Annotated in this window: 8 protein-coding genes; 5 read left to right on the top strand and 3 right to left on the bottom strand. The window is 63.1% G+C overall.

Going from position 1 to position 12,742, the window contains the following annotated elements:
* The first annotated feature begins 120 nt into the window (after window positions 1–120).
* A complete protein-coding gene (locus MU551_RS12565) occupies window positions 121–2,229 on the top strand; it encodes a DNA gyrase/topoisomerase IV subunit B (RefSeq protein ID WP_247044969.1) in 2,109 nt (702 codons plus the stop codon).
* 55 nt (window positions 2,230–2,284) lie between these two features.
* On the opposite strand, the gene MU551_RS12560 is transcribed toward MU551_RS12565, so the two are convergent.
* Window positions 2,285–3,274: a M56 family metallopeptidase gene (locus MU551_RS12560; protein WP_247044965.1), complete on the bottom strand. Its 990-nt coding sequence runs from the start codon at window positions 3,272–3,274 to the stop codon at window positions 2,285–2,287.
* Between the two features lie 6 nt (window positions 3,275–3,280).
* Window positions 3,281–3,667 (bottom strand): BlaI/MecI/CopY family transcriptional regulator, encoded by a 387-nt coding sequence (locus tag MU551_RS12555; protein WP_247044963.1) that lies wholly within the window; start codon window positions 3,665–3,667, stop codon window positions 3,281–3,283.
* Between the two features lie 268 nt (window positions 3,668–3,935).
* Between MU551_RS12555 and MU551_RS12550 the strand changes: the two genes are divergently transcribed.
* The 4 genes from MU551_RS12550 to MU551_RS12535 are packed head-to-tail and all read left to right on the top strand — an operon-like array spanning window position 3,936 to window position 11,279.
* Complete coding sequence (locus MU551_RS12550) at window positions 3,936–5,558, top strand: cytochrome ubiquinol oxidase subunit I (RefSeq protein WP_247044961.1); 1,623 nt, start codon at window positions 3,936–3,938, stop codon at window positions 5,556–5,558.
* A gap of 21 nt (window positions 5,559–5,579) precedes the next feature.
* Window positions 5,580–6,629, top strand: coding sequence for a cytochrome d ubiquinol oxidase subunit II (cydB, locus tag MU551_RS12545; protein ID WP_247044959.1), 1,050 nt, complete (start codon window positions 5,580–5,582; stop codon window positions 6,627–6,629).
* Between the two features lie 6 nt (window positions 6,630–6,635).
* Complete coding sequence (gene cydD, locus MU551_RS12540; RefSeq protein ID WP_247044951.1) at window positions 6,636–10,226, top strand: thiol reductant ABC exporter subunit CydD; 3,591 nt, start codon at window positions 6,636–6,638, stop codon at window positions 10,224–10,226.
* A gap of 9 nt (window positions 10,227–10,235) precedes the next feature.
* A complete protein-coding gene (locus MU551_RS12535; protein WP_247044944.1) occupies window positions 10,236–11,279 on the top strand; it encodes a GNAT family N-acetyltransferase in 1,044 nt (347 codons plus the stop codon).
* 26 nt (window positions 11,280–11,305) lie between these two features.
* On the opposite strand, the gene MU551_RS12530 is transcribed toward MU551_RS12535, so the two are convergent.
* Window positions 11,306–12,730 carry an FAD-binding oxidoreductase gene (locus tag MU551_RS12530; protein WP_247044942.1) on the bottom strand — a complete coding sequence of 475 codons (1,425 nt, stop codon included), beginning with the start codon at window positions 12,728–12,730 and terminating at the stop codon, window positions 11,306–11,308.
* Window positions 12,731–12,742: the final 12 nt, after the last annotated feature.

Raw genomic sequence — 12,742 nt, 5'->3', positions numbered from 1 at the left:
CGAGTCGTAGCGTTACGAAGCCTCAGGGGAGTGGCAGCCAAGGGCAGGCCAGCGGGGCGACTACCCTAGAGAGAGCATTTCAACCCCCAGCTATTCCGTCACTGAAGGAGTTCACCACCCGTGACACCCAGTTCTGATTACACTGCCCGGCACCTCTCCGTCCTGGAAGGCCTGGAGGCCGTCCGGAAGCGTCCCGGCATGTACATCGGCTCTACTGACTCCCGCGGACTGATGCATTGCCTCTGGGAGATCATCGACAATTCAGTCGACGAAGCCCTGGCTGGTTTTGGCCACGACATCAAGGTCATCCTTCACGCTGACAATTCAGTGGAAATCCACGACGACGGCCGCGGCATCCCGGTCGATGTGGAACCCAAAACGGGGCTCAGCGGCATCGAGGTGGTTTTCACGAAACTTCACGCCGGCGGAAAGTTTGGCGGCGGCTCCTACACAGCATCAGGCGGCCTTCACGGGGTGGGCGCGTCAGTGGTCAATGCCCTGTCAGCCAGGTTGGACGCTGAAGTGGACAGAGGCGGCAAAACGTACCGCATGTCCTTCCGCCGGGGCGAGCCTGGCCGGTTCCGGGATGTCGGAACCAAGCCGGACCCCTCGGCCGTGTTCGAACCTTTCGTTGAAGATTCAGTGCTGGACATCATCGGCAAGGCCAAGCGCGGAGTTACCGGTACGCGGATCCGTTACTGGGCCGACCGCCAGATCTTTACTCCGGATGCCCGTTTCTCCTACGAAGAACTCGCTTCACGTGCCCGCCAGACGTCGTTCCTTGTCCCCGGACTCAAACTGACAGTCCGGGACGAGCGGCGCCTTCCCGGTACCCCAGGCGAATCCGGTGCGCATGAGGAAGTCTTCCACCATGACGGCGGCATTTCGGAGTTCGTGGAGTTCCTCGCTGCCGATCCAGGCGTGACCGATGTCTGGCGCCTCCATGGCTCGGGCAAGTTCAAGGAGACAGTTCCGGTCCTTGATGAACGCGGCCACAGCCAGCTCGCCGAAGTTGAGCGCGAATGCGAAGTGGACGTTGCCTTGCGCTGGGGCATTGGCTACGACAGCACCGTCCGCAGCTTCGTCAACATCATTTCCACGCCCAAGGGCGGAACCCACCAGTCAGGCTTCGAGCAAGCCCTGGTGAAGACGTTCCGCAAGGCTGTTGAATCCAACGCCCGCAAGCTCAAGGCAGGGAACGACAAGATTGAAAAAGATGACATCTTCGCAGGGCTGACCGCCGTCCTGACGGTCCGCTTGGCCGAGCCGCAGTTTGAGGGCCAGACCAAGGAGATCCTGGGCACCTCCGCAGTCCGGGCAATTGTCGCCAAGGTGGTGGAGCGGGAAGTGACCGCGCGGCTCAACTCCGCCAACCGCAACGACAAAGCCCAATCGGCCCTGCTGCTGGAGAAGATCGTCAGCGAGATGAAATCGCGGATCTCGGCCCGGGTTCATAAAGAGACCCAGCGGCGCAAGAATGCGCTGGAGACGTCGTCGATGCCGACTAAGCTCGCTGACTGCCGGACGGACGACGTCGGGCGCTCCGAACTCTTCATCGTGGAAGGCGACTCGGCCCTCGGAACCGCCAAACTGGCCCGGTCCTCGGATTTCCAGGCCCTTCTGCCCATCCGCGGCAAGATCCTGAACGTACAGAAAGCCTCTGTGGGTGACATGCTCTCCAACGCCGAGTGTGCCGCCCTCATCCAGGTTGTAGGCGCCGGGTCCGGCCGCAGCTTCGACATCAGTGCTGCCCGCTACGGGAAAGTCATCCTGATGACGGACGCCGACGTCGACGGTGCCCACATCCGCACCCTCCTGTTGACATTGTTTTTCCGGTACATGCGTCCGATGGTCGATGAAGGCCGCGTCTTTGCCGCCGTTCCGCCGCTGCACCGTGTGGAAGTCATCAATGCCGGCCAAAAAGCCAACGAGATGATCTACACCTATTCTGAGGCTGAGCTTCATGCCCTGCTGGGAAGGTTGGCGAAGGAGGGCAAGCGCTACAAAGAGCCCATCCAGCGTTACAAGGGGTTGGGCGAAATGGATGCCGAGCAGCTTGCCGAAACCACCATGGACCCGCGGCACCGCACGCTGCGGAAGGTGGGGATCGAGAACGCCAAGCAGGCCGAGGACACCTTCGACCTTCTGATGGGATCCGACGTGGCTCCGCGGAAGGACTTCATCATCGCCGGTGCAGCCAGCCTGGACCGCGAACGTATCGACGCCTAAGCGGCCTACCGACGCCTGAGTCCGACTGGAGACGTTCCTTTGCGCAGGAGTGGCCCTAGCCGAGCAGGCCGGGAACTATCAGCAAGGCAGTGGGAACAGCAAGCAGCAGCACGCACGCCGCGAGAACCAGGCCTCGGAAGGCTGCGGAAAGCGGCGGTTCGGCCGAAAGCAGACGGCTGACCCGGGTTGCCGTGGTCAGCGCCGACCCCGCACCACCGGTCGTCCCATCAGGCTGGGCTTCGACGTCCGGTGCGATCTGCCCGGTGAATCCGGAACCGGCGTTGGGGGAAGGAGCCGGTCCGCTTGCCACAATGGCGATTGCCTTGATGAGGGTGGCTTTGCTCTCGGTCCTCAGGGCGACGTCGTCGGCCAGCATCTCGATCAGGGAGTTGACCGCTTCCTGGGCAAGCCGGGTGGTGGGCAGCCAGGGGAGGGCCTGCCGCCACGCTGCGAAAGCCCACAAGAGAAGGTGGTGCCGCTGGTCCAGGTGCGCGTTCTCATGATCGAGGACGGCTCGTAGCTCCGCAGGCTCGAGTGCGGACATCAGTCCGTCTGACAGGACAGTGACCGAGCGCGCCCCGCCGGGAAGGCAATAAGCAACAGGGGAATCGTGACTGATCACGACAGTTCGGGGACCATCTGCGGAGGGAGATGCAAGGAGTGCCAGGAGTTCCCGATGCCGCCGGCGCTGGCGCTCGATCCGGTAGTACGTCAGCAACAGGGTAAACAGCAGGTGCGCCGTCAGGAGGGCTGCAGCGGACAACGCGAAGATGTGCCAGAATCCCAGCTCGGTAGTGGGAGCGTTGTGCAGGACCATGGCTGCAAGCGCGTTGAGTCCTGCCAGGAGGTTGTCGCCAAGCGGTTCCAGGCCATAAACCAGCATTGCGCCGATCATCGAAAGGCCACCAGCCAAAGCTATTGCCTGCCACAACAGCATGGCCGTAAAGGGCGACCTGGCAGGCCACCGCGCACGGGAAAGAAGGATAGGCACCGGCCACGCCAGCGCTATCGCCAGGACCGCCAGAAAATACGAGGTCCAGAACATGGCCTGCTAAATGTGGCCGAGCAGCTTGCGGAGCGTTTCAGCTTCACTTTCAGTGACCGATCCAATGAAGCGGGCGAGGACTGCTTCGCGGTCCGGCGCAGAGCCAAGGACCTCATGCATGAGTTCGGCCGTATGGTCCTCCCTGCTGGACACCGCCTGGTAGCGATGAGGGCGTGTGCCACGTTCGCGCTCCACAAGACCCTTCTTTTCCAGCCGGGAGAGCACCGTCAGCACGGTGGTCACGGCAAGGTCCTTGCCCACATGACCGGCTGACCCGCCGTGTGCTTGCGTGCTCTGCGCCAGCAGATCGCGAAGCCTGTTCGCAGTGGCTGCCTCCTGGCCCGCCCAGAGCAGGTCCATCACTGCCCGTTCCAGTTCCCCAAGACTTGCCATTCGTACATCCTTCTGGTCCCGCCGGCGCCCGGGCCGGGTTTTCGACCAGGGCGCGATTCTTAAAAGCTTCAGCTCCAAATCTACCCGGTTTCCCGTTTTCTTTCTACATGAGGTAGAACACCTCTCCGGCGTGTCGGCCCGATTTTTCGCCGTGTGAGAGTGCAGCTTCCGGACTCACCGGATTTGTTCTACACTTTGTAGAAGTTACATGTTCTACGCCCTGTAGAAGTTTCAACCGTTGATAGCCCGGCCAACAGTAGGGACCGCCTTGGACGCCTTGGAAATCGCACGCTGGCAATTCGGAATCACCACCGTCTACCACTTCATGATGGTGCCCCTCACAATTGGCCTTGGACTCGTGGTGGCGGTGATGCAGACACTGTGGCACCGCACGGGCAAGACCGAATACCTGCGGATGACCAAGTTCTGGGGCAAGCTTTTCCTGATCAACTTCATCATGGGCGTTGCCACCGGCATTGTGCAGGAATTCCAGTTCGGAATGGCATGGAGCGAGTACAGCCGGTTTGTGGGTGATGTGTTCGGCGCCCCGCTGGCCATGGAAGCACTGCTTGCCTTCTTCGTCGAATCCACCTTCCTGGGCTTGTGGATCTTTGGCTGGAAACAGCTCAAGCCCGCCGTCCACCTTGCCTGCCTATGGATTGCGGTGGTCGGCTCCGTTTTCTCGGCGTACTTCATCATCGTCGCCAACAGCTGGATGCAACATCCCGTTGGAGTGGAGATGATCAACGGCAGGCCGGTGATGACAGACGCCTGGGCCGTTTTCACCAACAACACAGCGCTTGTCGCAGTTCCCCACACCATCTTTGGTGCACTGGCCGTAGCAGGAGCTTTCCTGCTGGGGATCGCCTGGTACCACCTCTGGCGCCGGCGGCATGACGGCATCGACACCGTAGGGCCCGACGGAAAGGTCATTCCCGGTCAGGCGGACATTCCCGGCCGCGATCTCACCGACCACAGTGTCTGGATCCGCTCGCTGCGGATCGGGGCCGTCGTCGCGATGATTTCCTTCGCCGGAACAGCCCTGACGGGGGACCTGCAGGGCAAACTGATGTTTGAGCAGCAGCCCATGAAAATGGCGGCAGCCGAAGCAGCCTGCCATGACGGCACCGGCTTCTCAGTCCTCAGCGTGGGCAACGTGGGCTCCCAGAACTGTGACGATATTGTCGCCGTCATTGAAGTCCCGGGCATCCTTTCCTTCCTGGCCAAGGGCGATTTCACCACCGAGGTCAAGGGCGTGAACAGCCTGCTCCCTGAATATCAGGCCAAGTACGGCACCAACCTCCCCGATAACCCTATTTACGGTGACCGGGCCGGCCAGGAAATCGAGTACGTCCCCGTGATGGAGGTGACGTACTGGGGTTTCCGCATGATGATCGGCTTTGGAGGAATGGCGGCTTTCGCGGCACTCCTGGCTCTTTGGGCCACCAGGAATGGAACCGTTCCGGCCTCCCGGGGCCTGATGCGCCTTGCCGTCTTCGGGATCCTGGCTCCGTTCGGAGCCAACGCCGCTGGCTGGATCTTCACGGAGATGGGCCGCCAGCCCTTCGTGGTTGCACCCAATCCGGACCCCAGCGGCATTGACCAGGTGTTTATGTTCACCGCCGCGGCCGTTTCGCCCGGGGTTTCCGCCGGAGAGCTCCTGACATCCCTTGTAGTCCTGGCCTCCATCTACGCGGTGCTGCTTGTGGTGGAGGTGAAACTGCTGGTGAAGTACATCCGCGGAGGTGTGGCTTCAGCCATGCCGGAGCTTGCGCACGGACGGACCCGTGGCCAAGAACCCGGCGACGACGATGAAGGACCGGGGGCGTCCGGTTCCACCAAAGACGGCAGGCCCGGCGCTCCGGACGATGTCCTCGCCTTCGCCTACTAAGAACAGCAAAGGAATCTGAGCATGGAACTGCTACCCACCATCTGGTTCGTCGCCATTGCTTTGCTGTGGACCGGCTACCTCTTTCTTGAAGGCTTCGACCTCGGCGTCGGCATGCTGATGAAGCTCTTCGCTCGCAATAACACGGATCGGCGCGTCCTGCTCAATACGATCGGGCCGGTATGGGACGGAAATGAGGTGTGGCTCCTGACCGCGGCAGGTGCAACGTTCGCGGCCTTCCCGCTCTGGTACGCCTCCCTTTTTTCGGCCCTCTACCTGCCACTTCTGTTGGTGCTCGTGGCGCTCATTTTCCGCGCCGTTGCCTTTGAGTACCGGGGAAAAGTGGACACTGAGCGTTGGCGTACCGGCTGGGACCTGGCGATTGCCGCTGGGTCGTTCGTGGCCGCCTTTGGCGTCGGCGCGACTTTGGCCCTCACCACCACAGGCCTGCCCCTCAACGCAAACGGGGACCGGGAAGGCGGCCCGTTTGCCTGGTTCAGCGGCTACGCGCTGCTCGGGGGATTCGCCGTCGTGGGCTTCGCGATTGTGCACGGCCTCGCTTTCCTGGCCCTGAAGACGGACGGCGAAGTCCGGCACCGCGCACGGCGCTGGTTTGTCCGGCTGTTGCCCGTCCTTCTGCTGCCCCTGGCAGCGTGGGCGGTCAGTGTCCAGCTGCTCAGCGGCGAACCCTGGACGTGGGGTGCCGTTGTTGTCGCGGTGGTTGCGGCGGTCCTGGCGTGGAGCTTCGCCCGGCGCGGCTCAGAAGGCAAGGCATTCCTGGCCCTTGGCGTCTTCCTCGTCGCGGGTACCGCCTCGATCTTCGGTGCTGCTTTCCCGGTAGTTCTCCCGTCCACCATCAATCCGGACTTCAGCCTCACGGTGATCAATGCCTCCTCCTCCGATTACACTCTGGGGCTGATGAGTATCGTTGCCGCCATCGGGCTTCCCCTGGTCCTCGCATATCAGGCGTGGACCTACTGGGTGTTCAGGCGCCGCGTAAGCGCCAGTCACATCCCCGAGGCGCACAGCTTCCTTCCCGCGATCGCTGCCAAAGCCATGGTCATCAAGGACTGATCCGTCGTGAGACCCACCTTCCCCTCCGGGCCGGCCACCAGATCCGCCATCTACCTGCTGGGACTCCTGGCTGCCCTGAAAGCATTGTCACTTGTGCTGATGGCCCAGGCAGTTGCCTCGGTACTTGCAGGACTGATGGCCAACGACCCGGCCTGGGGCCAGCAGCTGGCCTGGGGAATGGCCGGTGTTCTACTGCGTTCGCTTACGACGTGGGCCCAGTCCGTCGCGGCCCGGCGCGCGTCCTTGGGCGTGAAAGAACAACTGCGGTCCGAGCTCCTGGATAGGGCCCTCCGGACCGGGACCCGTAGTGCCGGCCCCTCCGATGGAGGACTCGCCATTCTGGCCACCCGGGGACTGGACGCCCTGGACAGCTACTACACCCAGTTCCTGCCGGCGCTGGTCAATTGCGCCGCGGTTCCTCTCTTGCTGGGGGCGCGCATCCTCTTTGCCGACTGGGTCAGCGCAGCAGTCATTGTGCTAACCGTCCCGCTCGTCCCTGTATTTATGGTTCTGATCGGCCGGTATACGGAAGACCGCGTCAGGGAAGCCCAAACGGCACTCGCCCGACTGTCCGGACACATGCTCGAACTTGCAAAGGGCCTGCCGGTCCTGGTTGGCCTGGGACGTGCCAGTGCGCAGAGGAAAGCCCTCGAAGAGATCTCTGACGAATACCGCGTCCGCACCATGGGCACCCTGCGCACCGCGTTCCTCTCCGCCCTGGCACTGGAACTGATTGCCACGATCTCCGTGGCCGTCGTGGCCGTGTTTATCGGAGTGCGCCTGGTCCACGGGGAGATGCCTCTGGAGGCGGGGCTCCTCGCGCTGATCCTGGCCCCGGACTGCTATCTCCCGCTGCGGGAGCTGGGCACCGCCCATCACGCCAGCGACGACGGCCGGGCAGCGCTCGCTGAGGCAACGCTGGTCCTGGATGCGCCACAAGCGGTACCGCTTGAAGCGGGCCAAGCGGACCACCATAAGAACGACGACGGCGGTCCGCCAGCAGTCGTCGTCCGCGGCCTGGAGGTGAGGTTCAGCGGAAGAGACATTCCCGCCGTCGCGCCATTGAGCTTTGAGGCAGCAGCCGGAAGCATAACGGCCCTGGACGGAGTAAGCGGCGCGGGAAAGAGTACTGTTCTGGGGGTGCTGGCAGGCACGGTGGGAAACGGTGGTTCCACCGCGGTCCGCGGCGGAATAGCCGGCTTTGATCGAGCTGATGTGGCATGGGTGCCCCAGCACCCGGTCATGGTCGCACCGACAGTGCTGGATGAAGTGAAGCTGTACCTGACAGCCTCGGACAAGGGATTCCTGCCCGCCGAGGGCACTACAGAAATGGCGGAGCGCTGCCTTGCTTCCGTGGCGGCGGCCCACCTTGCAAATAAGCATCCAGCGGAGTTGAGCCCAGGGGAGCTGCGGCGGGTAGCTCTGGCCCGCGGACTGGCCAGGATCGAGGCCGGGGCCACGCTGCTACTGCTGGATGAACCCACTGCCCATCTGGATCCTGAGACAGCTTCCATCATCAACCACGCCATCCTGGCATTGCGGGGCCAAGTGACAGTCGTCCTTGTTGGCCATGATCCGACCACCCGCCAGTTGGCCGACAAGATTGTTCCCGTGGCACATGAACCTGGCGCCCGTGCGGTCTCCGTTGCGCAGGCCCCAATTGCTGAGCCGCCATCAGCTGAGCCCAGTTCCGGCCCAGTCTCCTCCGCTGCCGCTTCTGTATCGTCTACCGATTCGGTAAAGCGCACCATCTCCGCCCCCACAGTCAAAGAGTGCCCACGCAGGGGGAACACCTTCAGGGCATTGCTGAGCCTGCTCGCTCCGCAAGCCTTGAAGTTCACCTCAGCGGTTACCGTCGGCGTGCTTGCCTCACTGTTCGCCGTCGCGCTCGCAGGGCTGTCCGGCTGGCTGATCATCCGGGCGGGCGAGCAGCCACCCATCCTGTACCTGCTCACAGCTATCGTCGGTGTACGGTTCTTCGGCATCGGCCGTGCCGTCCTGCGGTACTGCGAACGGCTGCTCCTGCACGATGCCGTGTTCGCTGCTTTGACCTCACTCCGCGGACGGCTATGGGAATCGCTGAGCAGACGGGCGCTGGCAGTCCGGAAACTGCTGCAGGGCGGACACGTGCTCGGATCTGTCATTGATGACGTTGACACAGTGCGCGATCTGCTGCCCAGGGTTGTGCTGCCCCCGTTGACCGCAATTGCCGTGGCAGCAGGGGCTGTTCTGGCTACCGGACTCCTGCTTCCGGCGGCACTGCCGGCCACCATGGGTGCAGCCTTGGTGTCACTGCTGGGGTCTCCCGCTCTGGCTCTCCTTGCCGACAGAATGTCAGCCAGGGCCGAACAGCGGCTTCGCACCGGGGTGCTTCGGGACGTGGCGGCGGCGCTGGATGCCCGGATGGAACTGCAGGCAAACCATGCCGCCGGACCGGTGCTCTCGGCAATCCAGGACGCTGACCGTGCGGCCACAGCCGCCTCCGTCCGCTCGGCGTGGGCTGAGGGCCTCGGGCAGGCACTGACCGTTCTGGCCTGTGGAGCAGCAGCCCTGATCTCCGCCGTGCTCGCCGCACCAGTTGTGATGACGGGAGCTGTGGAACCTGCGACGGCGGCAGTTCTCGTATTGATTCAGCTTGCCCTTGTGGAGCCCTACTCAGCCATGGCAAGTTCGGTCCGGCAGTATCCCGCCCTCCGCTCCGTACTGCAGCGCATCAGCGGAGCCGGCGTTTTGGGCGCTCCTCTTGGAGAGAATCCTGCCTCGGTAGGCACCGCTGGGGAGCACCCTGCCGGGGAGAGCTGTGCCAGGGAGAGCCGTGCCGGAGACGCAACAATCATCGATGGCCTGGTTCCGGTGCCCGGCCGGGCAGGGGAGCGGCCGGGAGTTGAGCTGGACGGGCTCACCGCAGCCTGGCCGGGAGGGCTGCCGGTTTTTGAGGAATTGTCCGCCGTTGCCGAACCAGGTACGTGGTTGGCCGTCACCGGGACTTCGGGATCGGGTAAATCCACCCTCTTGTCCGCCATCCTTGGCTTCCTGCCGGCCAGGAAGGGTCGCGTTCTCGTCACCGGAAAAGTGGCGTGGTGCCCTCAGGAGGCGCATCTCTTTGATTCCACGATCCGGGGAAACCTGATGCTGGGACTGCCTGGTTGTGAAGACGCCGGCTCAAAGGATGAAAGCGGGCAGGGCGAAAGTGTGGATCAAAGGGCTAGGGGCGGCTCAGCGGATGCTGCGATGAAGGCAGCCCTGGCCGCGGTGGGGTTGAGCCCACTGATAGACAGGCTGACCGAAGGTATCGAGACAAGGATCGGGCCCTCCGGGTCATTCCTGAGCGGTGGCGAGCGTCAGAGGCTTGCTGTGGCACGGACACTATTGACCGGGGCGGATGTCATCCTGTTGGACGAACCCACGGCACATCTGGATGCCGCAGCGGGGCGAGCCATGCTGGCGGACCTCCGCAGCGGGCTCAAGGACAAGACCGTTGTTCTGGTGAGCCATAATCCGGCCGACATCCACTCGACTGACCACGTTATCCGTCTTGAGGAGCACGCGGGCCACACCACGAGGGCCATTCTGGCGCGGGCAGGAGCCGGACGCTAGCCTATTGCCATGAATCACGATGCCGGCGACTACCGCAATCCACGCCCGCAGGCCGGAATACTCCCACGACTGCTGTCATGGCGCCCAGCCACGCTGCAGGATCTCGATTCCTGGGCTGGACTGATTCAACGGACCGCAGCTGTGGAACAGCCCGTCTGGTTCGAAAAGGAGGAGGATCTGGTCCAGATCCTGGAGTCAAAGAAAAACCGGCCTGCAGCCAACACAATCATCGGTGTGGAGCGCGAGGGGATCCCCCGGGCATATGCACGCATCACCAAGAACCCGGAGGGGGACAAGGCCTACGGGTTCGGCTGTGTGGACCCGGAGTGGCAGCGAAAAGGAATAGGAACGGCTCTGCTTGCTTGGCTGGAAGCACGGACCGTGGACAGGTTCGCTGAGGACCGGGCCGCCAACGGAACGGGCCCAGACCAAACCCAGGCGGCTCCGCGTCCCCGTCTTCGCGTCCATATGGAAGAGCAGCACCGCCATCAGGCTGGACTGTTTGGCCGGTCCGGGTTCGTCGTCGTCCGGTACTACAACGAGATGCACCGGCCGCTGAATACGCCGCTACCCGGCTTTCACCTCGATAGCGGTCTGGAGCTTGTGGGGATGGCCCCGCACCTCAACGAATCCGTGCGGGAGGCCCACAACGATGCCTTCAGGGACCATTGGGGGAGCGAACCCCGGGATGAGGAATCGTGGGCGGACACCGTGAACGATCCGTTGGCCCGCCCGGACCTCAGCGCCGTTGTCCTGGATCGCGCCACAGGACAAGTTGCGGGCTATCAACTGGCCACGCATGATCCCCACATTGCTGTGTCCCGGGGTTTCACAGAGGGGTACACCGATTTGCTGGGGGTCAGACGGGACTACCGCGGCCGGGGCATAGCCAGCGCACTCCTTGCAGACGCCATGAGAAGGTTCGCGGCGGCCGGGCTGGACAAGGCCTCGCTGGATGTCGACTCCGAAAATCCTACAGGTGCCCTCGCGCTCTACACGAAGATGGGCTACACCGTTGTGAACCGCAGCATGGCGTGGGACAAGGAATTGTAGGCCAGATCAGTGGTGCAGCATGAGAGTCAGGACCCTTGCCCAGGGCTGATGTTGTGGTTGAGGCGGAAGATGTTCTGCGGGTCATAGCGCTCCTTGATGGCCACGAGCCTCTGGTACTTATCCTGACCATAGGCCTGGCGCGCTGCATCTTCCTCCCCGGTAGGAAGTTCGGCTCCGAGGAAGTTGACGTATTCACCATGCTCGGCAAAGGGGCGCATGAGGGCGTGGGCCTTCCGGGCGAACGCGGTAAGCCGTGCGTCCTCCTCCGGATCGCGCCAAAATCCGTAGACATTGAGCCAGTAGCGGGCTGACCGGGTGGGGAAAGCGGTAGCGTCCTCGGCCACGCGCCCAAAAGCGCCTTCCATATGGTGGATGTCGATCCCGGTGCCGTGCCAGGTCACCTCGGAAGCGAATCCCACCAGGACCTTGATCACCTCCTCGTCAAGCCGTGAGAAGGACAGATTCTTCCAGTATCCCCGTGAGCCTTTTGGGAAGACGCTGTCCATGGCGCTCTGCCATTCAACCCACCGGACCGGCCCCACCTCCTGCTCGTCGGGCGGCGCCTCCACCGCCAGCTGCTGGACCAAATCAAGCCCGGCCTGATGGTTTTCGCTCACCCAGGCAAATCCGATAATCATCCATGGTTCCCCGCCCATGCCGAACTCAGGCGGAAGCACCAGAAAGGAGATGATCGGGTTCATTTCCTCTGGCAGACCGCGCGTCCACGAACCGAAGGCGGCCAAGGCCTTCTCCCAGTGCTCGGGACGATAGAACAGGTTTCCGCCCAGGAGAGAAGCAGGAAGCCGGCGGGCCCGGAAGGTGAAGGAGGAGACCACACCAAAGTTCCCGCCTCCGCCCCGCAATCCCCAGAACAACTCAGTGTTCTCCTCCCTGCTGGCATGAAGGTGCTCCCCTTCCGCGGTGACGACGTCGGCGGATTGCAGGTTGTCCAGACTCAGTCCGTAAGAGCGCGTCAACCATCCGACACCGCCGCCCAGAGTCAGCCCGGCTACACCCGTAGCGCTGATTACACCGAAGGGAACTGCCAGATCATGTGCGGTTGTCGCGGCGTCTACTTCTGCCAGAGTCGCCCCTGGCTCGACGGTCACGAGCTGCTGCTGCGGATCCACGGTCACGTTACGCAATTGACCCAGGTCCAGTACGAGGCCACCTTCGACGGTGCCGTGGCCGGCGACGTTGTGTCCTCCGCCCCGGACGGCGAGGGTCAAGCCGGATTGCCGGACGGCGTCAAGCACCGCATCGATGTCAGCTACTGCTCCCGCCCGGGCGATGGCACGGGGACGGAGATCGACCATTCCGTTCCACACGCGACGGGCGTCCTCGTACTGCAGATCCTGCGGCTCGATCAGCGATCCCGAAAGCGCCCCGCGCAATTGCTGCAGTGCACGATCGATCGTGGATTCCGGGTCACCTTGATGGGGTGTTGTCATCGATTTCTGCTT

The sequence above is a fragment of the Arthrobacter rhizosphaerae genome, from assembly GCF_023062595.1.
In the GTDB taxonomy this organism is placed as follows: domain Bacteria; phylum Actinomycetota; class Actinomycetes; order Actinomycetales; family Micrococcaceae; genus Arthrobacter; species Arthrobacter rhizosphaerae.
The sequence above is the reverse complement of the archived record's forward strand: the minus strand, read 5'-3'. Positions and strand labels throughout refer to the sequence as shown.